The sequence below is a fragment of the Bryocella sp. genome (genome assembly GCF_058498515.1).
In genome coordinates, this window is sequence record NZ_JBMHYI010000043.1 from 1 (window position 1) to 20,409 (window position 20,409).

16 protein-coding genes and 1 tRNA gene are annotated in these 20,409 nt (G+C 61.7%); 9 read left to right on the forward strand and 8 right to left on the reverse strand.

Annotated elements, in window-relative coordinates; all coding sequences use genetic code 11:
* The first annotated feature begins 120 nt into the window (after positions 1 to 120).
* Together AC5E6W_RS12445 and AC5E6W_RS12450 are read left to right on the forward strand one after the other, a co-directional pair.
* A complete protein-coding gene (locus AC5E6W_RS12445; protein ID WP_491752627.1) occupies positions 121 to 393 on the forward strand; it encodes a hypothetical protein in 273 nt (90 codons plus the stop codon).
* A 204-nt stretch (positions 394 to 597) separates the two neighbouring features.
* Positions 598 to 674: transfer RNA gene (locus AC5E6W_RS12450), tRNA-Arg, on the forward strand.
* A gap of 7 nt (positions 675 to 681) precedes the next feature.
* On the opposite strand, the gene AC5E6W_RS12455 is transcribed toward AC5E6W_RS12450, so the two are convergent.
* From AC5E6W_RS12455 to AC5E6W_RS12465, 3 genes are read right to left on the reverse strand one after another with little or no spacing between them, the layout of a single operon-like run.
* On the reverse strand, positions 682 to 2,829 hold the full coding sequence (locus tag AC5E6W_RS12455) for a putative bifunctional diguanylate cyclase/phosphodiesterase (RefSeq protein WP_491752628.1): 2,148 nt from the start codon (positions 2,827 to 2,829) through the stop codon (positions 682 to 684).
* A 6-nt stretch (positions 2,830 to 2,835) separates the two neighbouring features.
* Positions 2,836 to 3,288, reverse strand: a complete 453-nt coding sequence (locus tag AC5E6W_RS12460; protein WP_491752629.1) for a response regulator — start codon at positions 3,286 to 3,288, stop codon at positions 2,836 to 2,838.
* A complete protein-coding gene (locus AC5E6W_RS12465; RefSeq protein WP_491752630.1) occupies positions 3,285 to 6,614 on the reverse strand; it encodes a PAS domain S-box protein in 3,330 nt (1,109 codons plus the stop codon). The genes AC5E6W_RS12460 and AC5E6W_RS12465 overlap by 4 nt, the downstream gene beginning before the upstream one ends.
* A gap of 435 nt (positions 6,615 to 7,049) precedes the next feature.
* On the opposite strand from AC5E6W_RS12465, the gene AC5E6W_RS12470 reads away from it, so the two are divergent.
* Both AC5E6W_RS12470 and feoB read left to right on the forward strand, forming a co-directional pair.
* The gene (locus AC5E6W_RS12470) at positions 7,050 to 7,307 is read left to right on the forward strand and encodes a FeoA family protein (protein ID WP_491752631.1); all 258 of its coding nucleotides are present in this window, start codon (positions 7,050 to 7,052) and stop codon (positions 7,305 to 7,307) included.
* On the forward strand, positions 7,304 to 9,220 hold the full coding sequence (feoB, locus tag AC5E6W_RS12475) for a ferrous iron transport protein B (protein WP_491752632.1): 1,917 nt from the start codon (positions 7,304 to 7,306) through the stop codon (positions 9,218 to 9,220). The genes AC5E6W_RS12470 and feoB overlap by 4 nt, the downstream gene beginning before the upstream one ends.
* A gap of 3 nt (positions 9,221 to 9,223) precedes the next feature.
* Here feoB and AC5E6W_RS12480 read toward each other — a convergent pair whose 3' ends face one another.
* From AC5E6W_RS12480 to AC5E6W_RS12490, 3 genes are all read right to left on the reverse strand, one after another.
* Entirely contained in the window at positions 9,224 to 10,204 is a 981-nt protein-coding gene (locus AC5E6W_RS12480) for an SDR family oxidoreductase (protein WP_491752633.1), read from the reverse strand.
* A 161-nt stretch (positions 10,205 to 10,365) separates the two neighbouring features.
* Positions 10,366 to 11,232 (reverse strand): NAD(+)/NADH kinase, encoded by an 867-nt coding sequence (locus tag AC5E6W_RS12485; RefSeq protein ID WP_491752634.1) that lies wholly within the window; start codon positions 11,230 to 11,232, stop codon positions 10,366 to 10,368.
* A gap of 99 nt (positions 11,233 to 11,331) precedes the next feature.
* Positions 11,332 to 12,108 (reverse strand): TlyA family RNA methyltransferase, encoded by a 777-nt coding sequence (locus AC5E6W_RS12490; protein WP_491752635.1) that lies wholly within the window; start codon positions 12,106 to 12,108, stop codon positions 11,332 to 11,334.
* A gap of 197 nt (positions 12,109 to 12,305) precedes the next feature.
* Between AC5E6W_RS12490 and AC5E6W_RS12495 the strand changes: the two genes are divergently transcribed.
* Together AC5E6W_RS12495 and AC5E6W_RS12500 are read left to right on the forward strand one after the other, a co-directional pair.
* Positions 12,306 to 12,872 carry an RNA polymerase sigma factor gene (locus tag AC5E6W_RS12495; protein ID WP_491752636.1) on the forward strand — a complete coding sequence of 189 codons (567 nt, stop codon included), beginning with the start codon at positions 12,306 to 12,308 and terminating at the stop codon, positions 12,870 to 12,872.
* Complete coding sequence (locus tag AC5E6W_RS12500; RefSeq protein WP_491752637.1) at positions 12,869 to 13,780, forward strand: anti-sigma factor domain-containing protein; 912 nt, start codon at positions 12,869 to 12,871, stop codon at positions 13,778 to 13,780. Before AC5E6W_RS12495 ends, AC5E6W_RS12500 begins: the two co-directional genes overlap by 4 nt.
* 272 nt (positions 13,781 to 14,052) lie before the next feature.
* Here the strand turns inward: AC5E6W_RS12500 and AC5E6W_RS12505 are convergent, their stop codons facing one another.
* Complete coding sequence (locus AC5E6W_RS12505; protein WP_491752638.1) at positions 14,053 to 15,474, reverse strand: YncE family protein; 1,422 nt, start codon at positions 15,472 to 15,474, stop codon at positions 14,053 to 14,055.
* 317 nt (positions 15,475 to 15,791) lie between these two features.
* Between AC5E6W_RS12505 and AC5E6W_RS12510 the strand changes: the two genes are divergently transcribed.
* Both AC5E6W_RS12510 and AC5E6W_RS12515 read left to right on the forward strand, forming a co-directional pair.
* Positions 15,792 to 16,238: a CoA-binding protein gene (locus AC5E6W_RS12510; protein ID WP_491752639.1), complete on the forward strand. Its 447-nt coding sequence runs from the start codon at positions 15,792 to 15,794 to the stop codon at positions 16,236 to 16,238.
* 131 nt (positions 16,239 to 16,369) lie between these two features.
* Positions 16,370 to 18,517: a protein-disulfide reductase DsbD family protein gene (locus AC5E6W_RS12515; RefSeq protein WP_491752640.1), complete on the forward strand. Its 2,148-nt coding sequence runs from the start codon at positions 16,370 to 16,372 to the stop codon at positions 18,515 to 18,517.
* A gap of 30 nt (positions 18,518 to 18,547) precedes the next feature.
* Here the strand turns inward: AC5E6W_RS12515 and AC5E6W_RS12520 are convergent, their stop codons facing one another.
* Positions 18,548 to 19,387: an EAL domain-containing protein gene (locus AC5E6W_RS12520; RefSeq protein WP_491752641.1), complete on the reverse strand. Its 840-nt coding sequence runs from the start codon at positions 19,385 to 19,387 to the stop codon at positions 18,548 to 18,550.
* A gap of 360 nt (positions 19,388 to 19,747) precedes the next feature.
* Here AC5E6W_RS12520 and AC5E6W_RS12525 point away from each other — a divergent pair, with 360 nt between their 5' ends.
* On the forward strand, positions 19,748 to 20,365 hold the full coding sequence (locus tag AC5E6W_RS12525; protein WP_491752642.1) for a thioredoxin family protein: 618 nt from the start codon (positions 19,748 to 19,750) through the stop codon (positions 20,363 to 20,365).
* The last annotated feature ends 44 nt before the right edge of the window (positions 20,366 to 20,409 follow it).

Sequence of the window (20,409 nt, forward strand, 5' to 3'; positions counted from 1 at the left end):
GGCATCCTCCGCCGCAAGTTCGTCTCCGCCCAGGACTGGACCAGCCCCGAAATCGTCGACTACCTCCACCGCCTCGGCGCCTGAACCCCTCCCACAAGCCGCACTGGTAAAATCAAAACCATGACGCAGCTTGACGTAATGTATCGCTACGGTGCAGCCCCCACAGAGGCCGCCATGATGGCCCTCGGCCGCATCCGCGAGGTCTACGGAATCCGCCATCTCGCCTTCAACGAGGCCGAAAAGACCGTCCGCATCGAGTACGACGCCACCCGCCTCACCGAGCCCATCGTTCACCAGCTGCTCCGCCGCTCCGGCCTCGACGTCGTCGAGCGCGTCTCGCTCATCCCGCCGCAGCCGGCGCCCGAGCCCGTCGCCGCTCCCGCCGCCAGCTAGCCTCAATCACAGCATCCCCACAACTTTGTCATTTCGACCGGAGCGGGATGGCTTCATCATCCCGCGCAGTGGAGAAACCTGCTTCTCTGCCGTGGCTCGCACCGAACACCGACTCGATCCCGGAGCCGCCAACCAGCACTACCCGCGAGGGTTGATACCACCACCCATTTCGGTTATTCTTGTTTAGTTGCACTCACGCAATGTGCGCCCGTAGCTCAGCTGGATAGAGCGCCTGGCTACGAACCAGTAGGTCGGAGGTTCGAATCCTTCCGGGCGCACCATACTCCCTTACAAACTAGCCGTATCGAAGACTGCCGCGGGCTGAGCCCAATGCGCTTGCAGCTCTTTTTCGTGGCTCATCAACAGCGCGGCAAACTCATGGGGAGGCATTGGCCGGCCAAAGTAATACCCCTGCGCCTCCTCGCACTCGTGCGCCTGCAGGAACACCAGCTCCTCCACCGTCTCCACGCCTTCAGCCACCACCCGCAGCTTCAAGCTCCGCGCCATGCTGATGATCGCGCTCACAATGGTCGTCTCATTCGGCGTCTTCGTAATCTGCCGCACAAACGACTGGTCGATCTTCAGCGCATCCAGCGGAAACTTCCGCAGATAACTCAAGCTTGAGTAACCGGTCCCAAAATCATCAATCGCCACCTTGATCCCGCTTGCGCGCAGCGTCTGCAAAATCGAGGCCGTAAACTCGGCCCGCTTCATCAACGCGCTTTCCGTAACCTCAACCTCCAGGCACGATGGGTCAAAGCCGGTCTGCTCCAGTGTGTCGAAGACACCCTTCAAAAATCCTTCATGCTGAAACTGCATCGCCGAAACATTCACCGCCATACTCAACCCGGGTAGCCCCGCATCCACCCACTCCCGGGCCTGCGTGCATGCCTCGCGAAGCACCCAGTCCCCAATCGGCAGAATCAGCCCGCAGTCCTCGGCCACCGGAATGAACTGCGCCGGTGAAACTAACCCGCGCGTCGGATGGACCCATCGAATCAGGGCCTCCGTACCGGTAATAGCCCCGGTCTTTAGGTTGATCTTCGGCTGGTAGTGCAGCACAAACTCTTTTCGCTCCAGCGCCCTCCGCAGGTTCTCTTCAATCGACTGCCGCTCAACCGCTCGGACATTCATCGCCGGCTCAAAGAACTGGTAGCCTTGCCGACCATTTTCCTTGGCCTGGTACATCGCCGTATCGGCATTCTTGATCAGCGTCTCCGCATCGGGCCCATCCGCTGGATAGACACTCACCCCAATGCTTGCCGTCACATGCAGATCGCGCCCGTCAATGGAATATGCCTCTATTACGGCCTGTAGCATTCGTCTCGCGGCAATCGCGGCATCTTCGGCCTTTTCTATCGCCGGCAGAAGCATCACAAACTCATCCCCACCCTGCCGGCTCACCGTGTCTACCCCGCGGACGCAACCCACCAGCCGCTCGCTCACCGACTGCAACAGCTTGTCCCCCGTCGGATGCCCCAACGAATCGTTGATGTGCTTGAACCCATCCAGATCCAGGAACAGCACTGCCACCAGGTACTGGTGGCGCTGCGCCAAAGCAATGGCCTGATTCACACGATCGTTCAGCAGTAACCTGTTAGGCAGACCCGTAAGGAAATCGTGCTCCGCCGAGTGCGCAATCTGCTCGGTCATCGCCCGCGCGACACTCACATCCCGAAACACAATCACCGCGCCAATGACCTCCCGCTCACGATTGCGGATCGGAGACACGCAATCTTCAATCGGCACCTCGGAGTCGTCGCGCCGAACCAATATCGAATCCGACGGCAAGTGACCCGTGCGATTCTGCTCCATCACGCGCTCCATGGGATCCGGGATCGCTTCACGAGTCGTCGCATGGATGATCCGAAGCACCTCCCCCATCGGCCTGCCGCACGCCTCGGGCAAAGACCATCCCGTCATCGTCTCCGCAACAAGATTCAGAAACGTAACATTTCCTTCGATGTCCGCGCAGAGAACGGCGTCCCCAATGCTGTTGAGCGTCACCTGCGCACGCTCTTTTTCGGCAAACAAGGTTTCTTCGATCGTCTTGCGCTCGAACGCATAGCGCATGGCGCGCAACAGCTCCCGCGGCTCGATCTGGCCCTTTGTCAGATAGTCCTGCGCGCCTTCCTGCATGGCCTGCAGCGCGACTGCATCATCGTCCAGCCCGGAAAGCACCACCAGCGGCATATGGGGTGACACGGCACGGGCCCGGCGCAGCGCCTCCAGCCCGCGAGCGTCCGGCAAACCCAGATCCAGCAAAACGATATCCACGGCCGTGGTCGCAAGGCAAGCCTCTGCCTCGCTCATCTGCTCCACATGGATCACTTCCATCCCGCGAAATCCCTCTTCACGGAACATGCGTCGGAGCAAGAGAGCATCTCCAGCATTGTCTTCAACGAGCAGCACCGTATTGATAGAGCTCTTGACCATACGCTCCTACCTCTGCTGCGGCAATTTGACCTTCATTGTCCAGAAATCGTTGATGCTCTTCACAACGCTTTCAAAGTCCTCTAACTGTACAGGCTTATTCAGATAGCAGTTTGCCTGCAGCTCATAGCTCTTCTTGATGTCCGCCTCCGAATCTGAGGTAGTCAGGATGATCGTGGGGATCGTCTTCAGGTCATTGTCCCTCTTGATCTGAGCAAGGACCTCACGGCCATCCATCTTCGGAATATTCAGGTCCAGCAGGATGAAGTCAGGCCGCGGTGAGCCCACAAACGCTCCCCTTTGTCTCAAAAAATCCATCGCTTCCACGCCGTCTACAGCAACGTGAAGCCTGATGGATTCATTGGTTTCACGAAATGCGTCCCGGGTTAACCGCACATCCCCAGGACTGTCTTCGACTAACAAAACTTCTACGGGCATAACTTCCTCCAGAAGCGCAATCATGCGGCACTCCCTTCTACAGCGGTAAGGTCAAAATGAAAGGTAGAGCCCTCGCCGAGAGTCGATTGAACGCTGATGGATCCGCCGTGACGTTCAACGATCTTCTTGCAGATGGCCAGCCCAATGCCGGTGCCCGCGAACTCTTCTCGCTTATGCAGCCGTTGGAACATTCCAAAGATTCGTTCGAAATATTGCGGTTCGATGCCCAGCCCGTTGTCTCCAACGGAGAACTCCCATCGACTGCTCCGGTTCTTGAAGGCTGCAATGTTTATCCGCGGAGCTTTGCCTTGCTGATATTTGATCGCATTCCCAACAAGGTTCTGGAATAGCTGCACTAACTGGACTTCGTCGGCGGAAACCATCGGCAAGAGATCATGGGCGATCACCGTTTCGGAATCTTCAATGGCGCCGCGAAGGTTTCTCAACGCCTGTTTCAACGCGTCCTCGCTTGAAACCGCCACGAACTCTTTCCCCTTGGTGCCGACACGGGAGAACTCCAACAGGTCCTTGATCAGCGCTTGCATCCGAGTGGCGCCGTCCACGGCAAAGGCGATGAACTCGTCCGCATCGGAGTCTAGCTGCCCTTTGTACTTGCGCGAAAGCAGCTGCGTGTAGCTGGCTACCATCCGCAAGGGCTCCTGCAGATCGTGCGAAGCAATGTACGCAAACTGCTCCAGCTCTTCATTGGACCGCTTCAGCTCCTCGACCTTCAGCACAAGGTTTGTGTCTGCCTTTTTGGCCAGGGTCACATCGCGAAAGTAAACCGATAGCCCATCCGGAGAAGGATGGCAATGGCACTCCAGCCATTGATTGATCGGGTCAGGGAAAAACTCTTCGAAGTGAACCGACTGGCCGGTATCGACGGCACGATGATAGTTCTCATAAAACTTCGAACCCACCAGCTGCGGAAAGAGGTCCCATATGTGGCGCCCCATCAACTCCTCGCGACGCATTCCGATAATCTTGGCGCCCTGCTCGTTGAAGTAGGTATAGACCCAATTCTTATCCAGGACCGCCAGCCCATCGTTCAAGCTGTTCAGAACCGACTCCGACTTACGATGCGCAACCCGTAGCGCTTCGTCCGCCGCATGTCTCAGCGTAATGTCGCGGATCGCTGCCGTCACCAGCACACCACCCGCACTCGCCAGCGGACTCAGCATGATCTCGATTGGAAATCTATTCCCATCCTTGCGCTGTCCATAAAGTTCAATGCCTGTGCCGATCTGCTGCGCCAGCGCATCTTCCGTAGACCGCAGAGCATCGGCAATGAGTCGTTCCTCAAACCCCTCCGGAATGATGTTCGTAACCGCCTGCCCAACCAGCTCGTCGCGGCTGTAGCCAAACTGCTTCTCGGCCTGAACATTCAACAGCACAATCTCGCCACGCTGGTCGACCACCACCATCGCATCCGGCGCTGCCTCGAGCAGCCCGCGATAGCGCGCCTCGGACTCCCGGCGCACCGTGATGTCCCGGATCGCCGCCGTGAACAATATGCCGTCAGCACTCTCCAGCGGACTCAGCATGATCTCAATCGGAAACTCGGTCCCATCCTTGCGCAGCGCATTGAGCTCAATTCCCGTACCGATCTGCTGCGCCAGCGCCTCAGCCGCGGTGCGCGTGCCGTCCGCAATAATCCGCTCCGCAAAGCCCACCGGAATAATGTTCGTTACCCGCTGTCCCACCAGCTCATCACGGCGGTAGCCGAACTGTTTTTCCGCCTGAACATTCAACAGCACAATTTCGCCGCTCTGATCCACCACCACCATCGCATCTGGCGCCGCCTCCAGCAGCCCGCGATATCGCGCATCGGACTCTCGGCGCACCGTAATGTCCCGAATTGCAGCGGTTACCAGGATGCCATCAGCACTCTCCAAAGGACTCAGCATGATCTCGATCGGGAACTCAGTGCCATCCTTACGCAGCGCGTTAAGCTCGATCCCTGTACCGATCTGCTGGGCGAACGCCTCTGCCGCGGTACGCGTACCGTCAGCGATGATCCGTTCCGCAAAACCCACGGGAATAATATTTGTAACCGGCTGTCCCACAAGTTCATCGCGGCTATAGCCGAACTGCTTCTCCGCCTGGACATTCAGCAGAACGATCTCACCCGCCTGGTCCACGACGACCATCGCATCCGGCGCCGCCTCGAGCAGTCCGCGATACCGCGCATCCGATTCTCGGCGCACCGTGATATCCCGGATCGCCGCCGTTACCAATGTCCCGTCAGCGCTCTCCAGCGGACTCAACATGATCTCGATCGGGAACTCAGTGCCATCCTTACGCAGCGCATTGAGTTCAATACCAGTACCAATCTGCTGCGCCAACGCCTCGGCGGCAGTGCGGGTACCGTCTGCAATAATCCGTTCCGCAAAACCCACGGGAATAATATTTGTGACTGGCTGGCCAACAAGCTCGTCGCGGCTGTAGCCGAACTGCTTCTCCGCCTGAACGTTCAGCAAAACGATCTCACCCGCCTGATCCACGACGACCATCGCATCCGGCGCCGCCTCAAGCAGCCCGCGGTAGCGCGCATCCGACTCCCTGCGAACCGTGATATCCCGGATCGCTGCGGTAACCAATATCCCGTCCGCACTCTCCAGCGGGCTCAGCATGATCTCAATCGGGAACTCGGTCCCATCCTTGCGCAGCGCATTCAGCTCGATCCCTGTACCGATCTGCTGCTCCAGCGCCTCAGCCGCGGTACGCGTGCCATCAGCGATAATCCGCTCCGCGAAGCCCACCGGGATAATGTTCGTAACCCGTTGCCCGACCAGTTCGTCGCGGCTATAGCCAAACTGCTTCTCCGCCTGGACGTTCAGCAGCACGATCTTCCCAAGCTGGTCGACCACCACCATTGCGTCAGGAGCAGCTTCCAGCAGCCCGCGATAGCGGTTCTCCATCTGCGCCAGATGCCGGTCTGCGGCCTTCCGCACGCTGATATCGCGAATCGCCGCCGTTACCAGAATGCCTTCGTCGCTTTCCAGCGGACTCAGCATGATCTCGATCGGAAAAATGCTGCCGTCCCTGCGACACCCCAGCAGCTCAATCCCTGTCCCAATCTGTTGCGCCAGCGCTTCCGCGGCGGTACGCGTTCCGTCCGCGATAATCCGCTCGGCAAACCCCTCCGGAATGATGTTTGTTACCAGCTGCCCTAGCAGTTCATCCCGACGGTAGCCGAACTGCTTCTCGGCCTGCACGTTCAGCAGCACGATCTCCCCGAGCTGGTTCACCACCACCATCGCATCGGGCGCAGCTTCGAGCAGTCCGCGATATCTCGCTTCGGACTGTTGATCCTCGCTGGGTCGATGCATCACTGCTGGCTTATTCATGGCAGTTTGTCCTAACGGAAAACGGCCCCACCCGTATCAGGGGTGAACATACAGAAAGTCCGGCAGATATATGTCTTGCAACGCTAACAAAGCAGGTTTTCATGGCGGCTTGCTCGACGCGCCCAGAACTTGCGGTACGAACAGCGGTCTAGGTGATCTTCAAATGATCATTACTCAAGTACCCACCGAAAGATGATCAATTTTGATCAAATCAACAAGTTATCGAACAGACGTTAATACTTCTGGTTCAGAAAACCGCTACCACCCGCCTGCCGATCTGAGATTCTGCGCCTTTTCGCCGCTCCACGGCCTCTAAAGAAAGGCCGCAAATCCTTCCCGACTGAGCCTCCGCTTCACCCCGGCGCAACGCCCGTGCAACAAGCGCATCGAATGTCGTAGAATAAAGAGGACTCGTTTGGTCGGATATAGGCAGACATGGAAGTCACAGCATTAAGTAACGCGAAGGTGGGCAGTGCGGGCGTGGTGGAACGCATCGATCTCCCTGAAGAAGTGAGCCATCATCTGGCCCACCTGGGCTTTCTCCCCGGCACGCACGTCGAGGTTCTACGCCGCGCCCCCGCCGGTGACCCCCGCGTCTATCGCATTGATGGCGTTGAGGTTGGCCTCCGCAACGAGACCGCAAAGCACATCTTTCTGAAGCTCGCAAAAGCCCAGACCAAGGACGCAGCATGAGCTCCTGTCACGCTCCCGCCGAAGTCCTGGTCGAAGAACCGCCCGCGCCTGTAGTCCCCGGCGCCAAGGTCCGCTTCCGCACCGTAGCCCTCATCGGCCCACCCAACTGTGGCAAGTCCACCCTCTTCAATCGCCTCACCGGCATGCGCCAAAAGGTCGCCAACTACCCCGGCGTCACCGTCGAGCATCACTCCGGCAAGATGAAGTCCATCGGCCGCAGCGATCTCACGCTGATCGACCTTCCCGGCATCTACTCGCTCGCCACCTACTCTGAAGACGCCCGCGTCGCCGTCGAAGTCCTCACCGGCAAGATGCCCGGAGTTCCCGTCCCCGACTGCGTCCTCCTCGTCCTCGACGCCACCCACATGAACCGCCAGCTCATGCTCGCGGCCCCGGTCTTTTCCATCGGACTGCCCACCCTCGTGCTGCTCAACATGTCCGACCAGCTCGAAGCCCGCGGCGGCAAGATCGACACCCTCGCACTCGCCAAGGAGCTCGGTCACCCCGTCGCTCTCATCAGCGCCGCCCAGGGCAAAGGCCTCGACGTCATCCCCGACTTCCTCCTCCGCGCCGGCAGCAAGGAAGACGTAGGCTCCCGCCCCGTCCAACTACCCATCCTTCAGTCGGCCGCCTCCTGCCGCACCTGGGCCACGCAGGTCACCGGCCGCACCAAGTACCAGGCCCCTGCCGCCGCCCTTTGGACGCGCCGCCTCGACTCCGTTCTGCTCCACCGCGTCTTCGGCCCGCTCATCTTCCTCGCCGTCGTCTTCGCCGTCTTCCAGGTCGTGTTCACCATCGGCCAGCCACTATCCGACGGCCTCGGCAACCTCCTCACCAACCTCGGCGCCCACGCCGCCATCGCCCTGCCCGATAACTGGATTCGCGCTCTCGTCCGCGACGGACTCTGGAACGGCGTCCAATCCGTCCTTGTCTTCCTTCCGCAGATCCTTCTGCTCTTCCTCTTCATCGGCATCCTCGAAGACTCCGGCTACCTCGCCCGCGCCGCCCTCATCGCCGATCGCGTCATGCGCGCCATCGGCCTGAACGGCAAGGCCTTCATCCCGTTGCTCTCCGCCTACGCCTGCGCTGTCCCCGCCATCATGGCCACACGCACCATCGAAAACAAGCGCGAACGCCTGGCAACGATCATGGTCGCTCCCTTCATGACCTGCTCCGCGCGTCTGCCGATCTACACGCTGATCATCGCGGCGTTCATCCCGAACGTCCACTTCCTCGGCGGCCTCATCGGCCTGCGCGCCATGGTCATGCTCAGCCTCTACGGCCTCGGCTTCCTCGCCGCTCTCGGCACCGCCAAACTGATGAACTCGCGCGTGATGAAAGCCAGCTCCGCGCCCTTCGTCATCGAACTACCGCAGTACCGCTGGCCCACCTTCCAGTCGCTCACGCTGCGCCTCTACGACCGCGGAGCCATGTTCCTCAAGAAGGCCGGAACCATCATCCTCGCCTGCACCTTCATCGTGTGGCTCCTCAGCGTGCTTCCAGTCCACGGAGGCCACTTCAGCGACCTGACCACCAGCGTCATCGGACACATCGGCCACTTCGTCGAACCCGTCATCCGCCCACTAGGCTTCAACTGGAAGATCGGCATCGGTCTGCTCAGCTCCATCGTCGCCCGCGAAGTCATCGTCGGAACCCTCGGCACCCTCTACGGAGTCGACCCCGCAACGCACGCCGTCAATCTGCAGCTGGCTCTCCGCCACGACATGACCATCGGTGGCGCCATCGCTCTGGTCGTCTTCTTCGCCTTCGCCATGCAATGCACCTCGACCTTGGCCATCGTGCGCCGCGAAACCAATAGCTGGAAGTGGCCCGCAGCGCAGTTTGCCTACATGACAATCGTCGCGTACACCGCCGCGCTGCTGACCAACCAGATCATCGGCCGCTTCTTCTAGGCCTTACGGCTGCCCCTTACCGCCGCCCGCGCCATAAACATTCCCTGTCGTATAGCTCGCATCGTTCGCCGCAAGCTGCACATAGATCGAAGCCAGCTCGCACGGCTGTCCCGCGCGCTTCAAAGGATAATCCGCGCCGAAGTTCTGAAAGTGCTCCACCGTCGCTCCGCCCGAAATCTGCAGCGGCGTATAAATCGGCCCCGGCGCCACGCCATTCACGCGAATTCCCTGCGGCCCCAGCATCTTCGCCAGCGACTTCACGAAGTTCATCGTCGCCGCCTTCGTCTGCGCATACGCATACAGCTCCGGCAGCGGGTCGTATGCCTGCTCCGATGTCGTCGCGATGATGGCCGACCCGGGCTTCAAGTGTGCCACCGCCGCGCGAACGATATAGAACGGCGCATACACATTCGTCTTGATGATCGAATCAAACAACTCACTCGAAATATCCGTAATCATCTTGCTCTGTGTCTGACGAGCTGCATTCGACACCAGAATGTCCAGGCCGCCCAAACCATCCACGGCCTTCTGCACCAACTCCACACAGAACTTCTCATTGCGAAGATCTCCCGGAATCTTGATGCACTTCCGCCCCTCAGCGTGAATCAGCTTCTCGACCTCTTTCGCATCCGGCTCTTCGGTCGGATAGTACACAATCGCCACATCCGCGCCTTCGCGAGCATACGCAATGGCCGCCGCACGTCCCATGCCCGAATCGCCGCCCGTGATCAGCGCCTTGCGGCCCGTGAGTCGTCCCGACCCCTTGTAGCTCGTCTCGCCATGGTCCGGCGGAGGCATCATCTTGCTCGCCAGTCCCGGCCACGGCTGCTGCGTCGTGTCATACGGCGGCTTCGGATACTTCTTCGTAGGATCCACAAACGGCGCGGCCGTATTCATTGCGGTCGCATTCGGCGACTGCGCTCCAGCACCCGCCGAACCAGCAACCGCAGCACCCGCAATTCCAACTCCAAGGCTGGTCATCATGTCACGACGAGAAACTTTTCCTTCTGAACTCATATCCGCTCCCACTGCTTTGAAATGCGTACAACAGAGCGAACCGCGCTGTTATCAGTTGGGAGTGATACGAAGATGCGCAGGTTGTCTTTGCGTGGAACGCGATTTGCGCGCGATGAAAAAGCGCTGGCCTAGCGTTCGCCCCAGCTCAGCTTCTGCTTCAGCACATTGAAGATGCCGTTCGGATGCAGCCGCAGCAGCGTCACGCTCAGGTTCGACCGCCGGCATCGAATCGTATCGCCCAGCAGCAGCTCCACCGCTTCCTGCCCATCCACCGTCAGGTACGTCTCATGCGGCACCACATCGACCGTCACCTTGATCTCCGAAGACCCCGGCACCACAATCGGCCGAATCGTCAGCAGGTGCGGACAGATCGCCGTCAGCACCATCGCATCCAGCTGCGGCATCAGGATCGGCCCACCCGCGCCCAGCGTGTATGCCGTCGAGCCCGTCGGCGTCGACACGATCACGCCATCCGCGCGAAAACTCGCCACCAGCTGGCTATCCAGCTTGATCGTGAACTCGCCCATGCGAGCAATCGCGCCCTTCGCGATCACCACATCGTTCAGCGCATCCCAGCGCCGAAAGCGCCGCCCATCGCGCACCAGCTCCGCGGACATCAGACGCCGCTCGTCCACCACGGCCGTCCCGTCCATCCAGGCCTCGAGCGTCTCATACAGCTCGTTCACCGGAACCTCAGTCAGAAACCCCAGCGAGCCCAGATTCACGCCAATGATCGGCGTATTCGTGTGCGCAAACGCCCGCGCCGCCGACAGCAGCGTGCCATCCCCACCCAGCGAGATCACAATGCTCGGCTCTTCCTTCGGAAGCTCCGCCCGGTCGACCGAATCGATCGTCTCGACATCCTCGAGATACGCCGCGCTCTCCGGATCCAGCAGAGACTCATAGCCGCGCTCTCGCAGCCAGGCAATCAGCTCAGGAAGAAGCTGAGCAAGCTCTGGCTTCTGCGGCTTGGCGATCAATGCGGCGCGATGCATGGTTCCAAGTGTAAATGGCCGTAGCTCTCAAGCACTCATCTCAGAACTGGCAACTCACAGCTCCAAACTCGATCAAGCGATTTGCCTTTGCTCTAGCCTTCACCCAAACCGAGCATGCAGCAGGAACTCCTTGTTCCCCTCGGTCCCCAGGATCGGCGAATCCATCAGCGCCAGCACCTCACCGCCCTGTTCCACGATGCAATCCTTCACGCGATCGATCGCCAGCTGATGCGCCTCCGGATCGCGCACGATCCCACCCTTGCCCACATGCTCGCGTCCTGCCTCGAACTGCGGCTTCACCAGCATCACCGCCTCGCCCTGCCACAGCGCCTGCGCCTGTCCCTCGGACCCCACAGGCACCAGCGCTTTCAACACCGGCGGCAGCACCAGCGTCGCCGAGATGAAGCTCACATCCATCGCAAAGAACGTCACACGCCCCCGCACCAGCTTCGCCAGCTCACCCACTTCCAGCAGCCTCGCATTCGTGCGCTCCAACAACGTCACGCGATCATCCACCCGCAGCTTGTGCGCGATCTGCCCATAGCCCGTATCCACTGCGAGCACGCTCGTGGCTCCGCGCTGCAGCATGCAGTCGGTAAACCCACCGGTCGAAGCCCCAATGTCCGCACACCGCCGTCCATCCAGCTTGATCCCCCAAGCCTCAATCGCCCCTTCGAGCTTTAGTCCCCCGCGGCTCACATAGGGCATATCCTCGCCCAGCAGGCGGATGTTCGCGTCCTCCGAAACCGACGCTCCCGGCTTCTCCACCTTCTGCTCGTTGACCATCACGCGCCCGGCGAGAATCATCGCCTGCGCCCGCTCGCGCGAGGGCAACAACCCTCGATCCACCAGTACCCTGTCCAGACGAAGCTTCATTCCTGCCACACTCAACGTCCATCGTTTCACCTCGACCCCCACAACGCCAGCGCAAGCAACGTTTGACCAGGCCATATCCCGCCTTCGCCGTCCCGTCAATCACCCTTCCGCATGACGTACACTGGGCTTCCGGATACGTGGCCGTAACCCATAGAGAAAGCTCAAACGGCAATCCGAAATAAGGCCAGGTGCGTTTTATGAATAGCGGGTACCAGGGACCGATCGGCGCAGCGTTGCCCCTCGAGGACGACGCCACGCTCTTAGGCCGCGTGGAGCGTGGAGACGAGCAGGCCATGGCCGCGCTCTTCGACCGCTACTCCCGCGTCGTCTATTCGGTAGCGTTGCGCGTCTTGCGGGATGCTTCGGCAGCCGAAGACATCTTGCAGGAGATCTTCATGCAACTGTGGCGTAATCCGGATCGCTTCATCGCCACGCGCGGCAGCCTCGGCGGCTGGCTCGCCATCGTCTCCCGCAACCGCTCCATCGACGCCCTGCGTCGCAAGCGCCCCACCGAACAGGTCGAGGATGCCATCCTCGCATCTCCCACCAACCTCGCCGACGAAGCCCAACGCTCCCTCATGATGGAGCGCGCCCGCGCCGCCATCACCCAGCTTCCCGCAGAGCAGCGCAAGACCCTCGAGATGGCCTTCTTCGATGGCCTCACCCACACCGAGATCGCCGAGATGACCGGCGACCCGCTCGGCACCGTCAAGACCCGTATCCGCAGCGCGCTGATCACGCTGAGAAAGGCATTCCCGGCATGAATAACGCAAACCACCTCTCCGAAGACGACCTCGCGTTGTTCGCGCTGCAGCTCTTCAGCGAGGACGACCAGAAGCCCGTCGTCGCTCACCTGGAAGAGTGCGAGGAATGCCGCGTCAAGGTCGCCGAAGTCCAGGGCGATCTCGTCGCCTACGCCATGACCGCCGAGACGCACTCGCCTCCCGCAGCCGCCCGCGAGCGCCTCCTCAAGCAGGTCCAGCGCGAAAAGAAGCTCGTCCCCCTCGCCTCTCTGGTTTCCACCGATCGCTCCCTGCTGCCGCAGCCCCAGCAGGCCGCCGGCGAGCCCATGCTCGCCTCCCGCAACAGCCTGCTCTTCGCCGACCACATCGAGGAGCCCTCCACCAAGTCCGCTACAGGAGCCATCGCCTGGGCCGGATGGGCCGTCGCCGCCGGCATTGCGGTCTTCGCCGGCCTCCAGTTCCACCAGCGCGAGAAAATGCAGGAGACGGTCTCTTCACTCACAGCGAAGCTCAACAAGGTGCCCGCTCCTGACCCCGACGCCGCCCGCGCGCAGGATGCCATGAAGACCCTCACCGGCATTGGAGCCGTGCAGGTCGCGCTCCACCTTCCTCCGCCCTCGGGAGTGAAGCCGCCACCTCAGCCCGAAGGCCACGTCGCCTACGTCGCTGAGACCGGAGCCATGGTCTTCATCGCCGACCACCTCAAGCCACTCCCCGAGTACAAGACCTACGAATTGTGGGTCCTACCGGCGAATGGCCACGATCCCATCGCCGCCGGCATCTTCAAGCCCGATGCCAACGGCAGTGCCAACGTCATCATGCCCAACCTGCCCAAAGGCGTCCCCGCCACCGGCTTTGGCGTCACCATCGAAGACGACGGCGGCTCCAAAACCCCCACCAAACCCATCGTCCTCGTCGGCACGGAATAGCCAGCCGGGCTGTGCTCAAGGAACCCTGCACAAGCAGTGCTTTGTCAGGGCGGGACTTCAGTCCCGCCATAAGGGCAGGGATTGCAATGCGGCTTTAGCCGCTGAGGGAATGCACGGGACTTGATCGGACGTCTCTTAGCTCAATCTCGTTCCGTGCCCTCTCGTAAGTCTTGATCCTCTCTGAAGGCCTCACCCGTCCACGAAATACATTCTCGCGAAGACAGAAAGGCCGCCCATAAGGCGGCCTTTCTGTTGCTTAAATCGATCCACAACTACGGAGCCGTAATCAGCACCCGCACGCCAGTCCCCTGCAGGTTGATGTGCTGCTGAACCGTGTTCGTATCCGTGTAGATCACCGAGAGGTAGTTGTTGTCGCCCGACGTCACGTACACCTTGCCCGTTGGCGAGCCCGTCGTCGCGATCACGCTGTTGGGATGCCCGTAGATCAGCCCCGGAGACGACGTCGCCGAAGACGTTCCAGCCGTAGTCGAGATCCCGCAGATCGTCGTCACCACCGTGTCGGTCTGCAGGCTCACCACGCTCACCGAACCCTCACCCGTGGCGCATGTCCCCGTCGAGTCCTTCTGGTTGATCACGTAAGCGTACGACCCATCCTGCAGCACTGAGACCATCGACGGGTTGATGCCCACCTTGATCGTCGCCGCAATCGTTCCGAACGCCGTGGCATCGGTAGGATTCGAGGTGTCGCAACCCGGATTGCCCACAACCGTATTGATCGTACACAGAGGAATATCGACGATGCTCAGCGTGCCTGCTGTAGTGCCGTTACCGGCGCTCAGCACGATCAGCTGCGTCGTCACCGGCGAAAGATCCGCCCACACCGGGTTGACGCCCAGCGCACCTGTCGCGGGAATCGTCGGCGTCGTCGAGTCAGTCGCATTGTTGGTCACGTTGATGACCGAGACGTTTCCCGAACCCTTGTTCAGGATGAACGCGCGCCGCGCATCCGACGTCATCACGCCATACACCGGCGTGACACCAACCGGGATCGTCGCCGACACCGCAATCGGGCTGGCCGATTCGAGCGCCGCCACGGAGCCGTTCGCTCCCGCAACGCTGCCCTGGCTGATCGCGTAGACACGCGCCGTACCCTGCGCGCCAACCACGAACACCGGGTTATCGGGAACCGCAACCTGCTCCAGCAACGATGGTCCCGACGAGCTGAGCACCGCAATCGAAGCCGCCGCACTGGAAGTCTGTGTCTCCGGGATGAAGAGATCCGTAGCAGAACCCGTCAGCGTGATCGCCTGGACACTCACCGGAGTAAGATTCGCCGGTAGCGTCGCCTGCACGATGTTCTGCGTCAGCAGGCTCGTCGGGCTCGAGAGAGGAAACGTGTCCAGAGCGCCGGCCGGATTGATCGTGAAACCCTGCGAGCCGCTCGACGTCACCGCGAAGTAGCTCGGGTTCACCTGAATTTGAGGCGTGGAAAGCACGGTATCGCCAGCGAAGTCCACGAAGGTCGCTAGGCCCGGCTGCGTCGAGCTCGGGCTCGAGATCGCGACCGCATACTTCGTCGGCTGGCCCGCGGGCCCAACCGGATTGATCGCGCTGACCACTGGGCGGTACGTCTCGCCGCAGCCGGTCAGAAGCAGCGCACAGCCAAAGGCTGCAACAACACCGAGCGATGGCAGACCAGCGCTTACAACAGGATGCTTCCCAACAGAGTACAAAAGTGCTCCACGAAGGTGCCAATAGCAGGCCCCTACGGCTCTCATTGTAAACGAACGCCCACTCCCTCCCGCGCCCACCTCGCAGCCTGGCCCGTATCTCCCCCGTCTACAGAGAGGAACCTCAAATTTCGCCAAGCTACGCATAACCTTCTCCTCCCACGCGCGTCACCCTCCCCCATCGGCTCCGGACATGCGGCGACCATCCTATGACTGCACCCGAACACCGAAGGAAAGCATCTGACCCTCATCCCGGCCGAGTTTGCGCTGCGCCCGGAAATTCCGCCTCCATCCTCCCCCACATAATGCAAGGAGCCTGCATGAACGAACCCGCCGTGATCCTCGACATGCTCGGAGGTCCGGAAGGCCTCAAGCGCGGAGCCCGTACTTTTCGCACCCTCGCCGTCATCGGCCTCTCCGACAACCCCGCCAAGCCCAGCTACTCCGTCACCAGCTACATGCAGGACCACGGCTACCGCATCCTCCCGGTCAACCCCGCCATTCCCTCCGCCCTCGGCGTCACCAGCTACCCCAGCCTGCACGCTCTCCCTGTCACCCCGGACGTCGTCAACGTCTTCCGCCTCCCCAAATTCATCCCCGCCATCGTCGACGAGATGATCGAGCTCGGCCTCAAGAACCTCTGGGTGCAACTCGGCATCGTCAACGACGAAGCCGCCGCCAAGGCCGAAGCCGCAGGCATCCGCGTCGTCATGGACCGCTGCGTCCTCATCGAACATCGCCGGCTTTCGCGTGACATCGCCTCGTAGCCATAGAACCGCGCGATTCGCGACCACAAATGCGGGTGGCCCATCCTTTCACACAGCTTCATCGTGAAAGGGTGGGGTCGGCCCATGGGCCCGATACGCCACCACACTCCAAACGCCCTACAATAGCCACAATGCTCGCCCAGCGCTCGATGCCGCATCCAAGCCACACGCTCCCCCGACACCTCCGCATTCTGCGCTGGCTCATCCTGCCCTTCCTCGTCAGCGTCGCCTCAGCCCAGATCGTCGAAGTCGGTGACGGAGGCCCCGGACCGTTCAAAGCCGAACATCTCACCGCCGAGCTGACCACGCTCAGCCCGCAGAACCAGCTCGCCTCCGGCGGCACACTCCAGGCGGGCCTCGTTCTCTCGCTCGAAGAGCACTGGCACGTCTACTGGCTCAATGCCGGCGACTCCGGCGAGCCGCCCCGCATCACCTGGACCCTGCCCAAGGGCCTCACCGCCGGGCCGCTCCAGTTCACCCCGCCCGACCAACTCCCTCTCGGCCCGCTCATGGACTTCGGCTACGAAGACCAGGCCGTCTTCCCCTTCACCATCACCGCCGATTCCTCCCTCAAGCCCGGCAAAGTCCACCTCGACGCCAAGGTCAGCTGGCTCGTCTGCGAAAGCGTCTGCATCCCCGGCAAGGCTCACCTCGGCCTCGATGTCAACATCGTCCCCGGCCCGCTGCCTGCCCCCGCGCTCGTCGGAGCCCTCGGCAGCGCCATGAAGAATCTGCCCAAGCCCCCGCCCTACAGCTGGAAGACCACGGTCACCGGCGGCGCCAAGACCCTCCTCCTTACGCTCCACACCGGCGACAGCCAGTCCGAAGCCGAGATCTATCCCTTCGATCAGGACGTGATCGACAACCCCGCGCCCGAGCACACCAAGTCCATCCCCGACGGCATTCAGGTCTGGCTCGCCCGCGCCCCCGACTCCACCGCGCTGCCCAAAGACCTCCACGTCCTCGTCAAGTTCTCCGACACCGAAGCCTACGACGTCACCCTGCCCGTCACCCCCGGGGAGCCCCCCGCCTTCGTCGCATCCGGCAGCGCTCCCGACGCCTCCTCCGGCCCGCAAACCCAGATCGGCCTCTGGGGAGCCCTCGGACTCGCCTTCCTCGGCGGCATCATCCTCAACCTCATGCCCTGCGTCTTCCCTGTGCTCTTCCTCAAGGGCCTGTCGCTCGTCAACAGCTCCGGCGAAGAACGCTCCCGCCAGCGCATGCACGGCATCATCTACACCCTCGGCATCCTGGCCAGCTTCTGGGCCATCGTCGCCGCGCTACTGATCCTCCGCGCCGGAGGCCGCCAGCTCGGCTGGGGCTTCCAGCTCCAGTCGCCCGGCTTCGTCGCCATCCTCGCCTCGCTGCTCTTCTTCCTCGGACTCTCGCTCGCCGGCCAGTTCGAGATCGGCCTCACCCTCACCTCCGCCGGCGGTGAGCTCGCGGAGAAACCTGGCCTCACCGGCAGCTTCTTCACCGGAGTCCTCGCCACCGTCGTCGCCACGCCCTGCATGGCCCCGCTCATGGGAGCCGCTGTCGGCTTCGCTCTCGCGCAGCCTCCCTACGTCACCTTCCTCGTCTTCACCGCGCTCGCCCTCGGCCTCGCGCTGCCCTACCTCGCGCTCACCATGCAGCCCCAGTGGACCAGCATCCTTCCCCGCCCGGGCGCCTGGATGGAGACCCTCAAGCAGTTCACCTCGCTCTTCCTCTTCGGCTCTGCCATCTGGCTCACCTGGGTCTTCGGCCAGCTCTACAGCCCCAAAGGCGTCGACCGTATCGTCGCCCTGCTCTGCTGCTACCTCGTGCTGGCGATCGCCGGCTGGGTCCTCGGCCGCTGGCCCGCCCAGCTGAAGGCCACCATCGCGGCCATCGTCATCATCCTCCTCGCACTCGCGATTCCGCTCCGCAAGCCTACCGAGGACAAGCTGCACTGGGAGCCCTGGACGCCCGCCAGCTTCGCCGCCGCCCGCGCCTCCGGCAAACCCATCTTCGTCGACTACACCGCCGCCTGGTGCCTAAGCTGCCAAGTCAACGAGCGCGCCGTCCTCAACTCAGCAGACGTCGACGCACTCCTCGGCTCCAACCATTTCGTGCTGCTCCGCGCCGACTGGACCCAGTACGACGCCAACATCACCCAGTCCCTGCAAACCCTCAACCGCAGCGGTGTCCCCACCTACGTCATCTATCCCGCTGGTGACAAGTCCAATCCCGACGTCCTCCCCGAACTCCTCACCAAGGACATCGTGATCAAACAAATCGCCAAGGACCTGAAGCACTGAAGCGGTCTCAACGCGACTGAGCCTCTGCGCCTACCCCAGGGTGCCGAGGCTCATCTCCGCACCCGTCATGTCTCCCATCTCCGTCAAGAGTCCGTTCTCCCGGCGGAGCACACGCAGCACCTGCTCTTGCCGGAGCGGATCTACCTGCGCAAGAACCCCGATCTCGGGATACGCAAAGATATAACCCTGCATCAGGTCGATGTTGCCGCGGCTCAGCGTCTCCACCCCATCCAATGTCTCGACGCCCTCAGCAATCAGCCGCATCCCCAGCCGCTCGCCTCCGGAGCAGATTCCATACATCAGCGCCTGCCGGCTCTGATCGGTCTCGATCCGCTGGATCAACTTCATATCCACCTTCACAATGTCTGGCTGAAGTTCCAGCAGCGTGCTGAGCCCGTTGAAGCCCGAGCCGAAGTCATCCATCGAGACCCGCAGCCCGTCGGCGCGAAACTCATCCACCGCACGGCGTATCGGAGCATAGTCCGCGATGTACTCCCGCTCCGTAATCTCCAGGATCAGCCGGTTGAGAGGAAATCCGACCTCGCGCGCAAACGCCATCATCTTCCCAATGCCGTAGCGGCGGTGACAGATAGACCCCGGCGTGACATTGATCGACAGGTTCGTCTGCAAACCCAGCTCTTGCGCCATCGCCAGCGCCAGATGCTGACACCGGAACGAGAGGGCATACGCCTTCTCCGAGGCGCGCGCGCCACTCAGCAACGGCGGGCAAATGCCATCCGCATTCCGGGCCAGAGCCTCATAGCCATAAAGGAAGACGCCCTTGGCCGTAGCGCTGACGATCGGCTGGAAGGCAATGGTGAGGCCTTGATCTTGACTGGTTCCCGCAGGGTTCTTCTGTCTCAGCAGCATAGCCTCCCCATACACACGAGGACCGCGAGACATGCGTTGCACATGGACTGGCGACTGCGTGGGATCACCTCTGAATAACATCGCCGTCCCACAGCGGCCATGCTAGGAAAGTTGTAGCGCGTGATCGCGCAATCCCTCTTCGCTCAAATCCTCATAGCTCATCGCTGGACAGAAGCCCACCGGGTGCTGGGTGCGACCGCCCTGTACGGAGTGCCCTACATCCCGAAGAAAGGTGAGTCGGAGGATGTTTTTGTCGCGCGAAACCCCTCAGGCCTTGCGACGCGTCCAATCTCATGGCCGTCCGTGAATTTCCACGCCGACCCCACATCCTCATCTCATCTCTGCGCAGGAGACTCCCCCATGAAGACCCTGACGAAGACTCTGCCCCGCATCGCTCTTCTCTCTACGCTCACCCTGGCCACCACCGCCCTTGCCCTCAAGCCCGGCGAAACCGCCCCCGACTTCAAGTCCACCGACTCCAACGGCAAGACCGAATCCCTCGCCCAGTACCGCGGCAAGTTCGTCGTCCTCGAGTGGACCAACCGCGACTGCCCCTACACGAAGAAGCACTACGAGTCCGGCAACATGGAGGCCCTCCAGCACGAGTGGACCGCCAAAGGCGTCGTCTGGCTCTCCGTGCTCTCCTCCGCGCCCGGCCAGCAGGGCTACGCCACACCCGAGGTCGAGAACAACTACCTCGCGAAGATGAAAGCCGCGCCCACCGCCGCCATCCTCGACCCCACCGGAGCCCTCGGCCGCCTCTACGACGCCAAAACCACGCCCCATATCTTCGTCATCGACCCGCAAGGCAAGCTGGTCTACGAAGGCGCCATCGACGATCAGCCCACCCCCGACCCCAGTTCCATCAAAGCCGCCCACAACTACCTAAGCGCCGCTCTCACCGAAGCCCTAGCCGGCAAGCCCGTAGCCAAACCCGTCACCACCGCCTACGGCTGCAGCGTCAAGTACGGCAACTAACCCGGGTGGGGGTATCGTTCACGGCGACAAAATCGGGTGCCCCA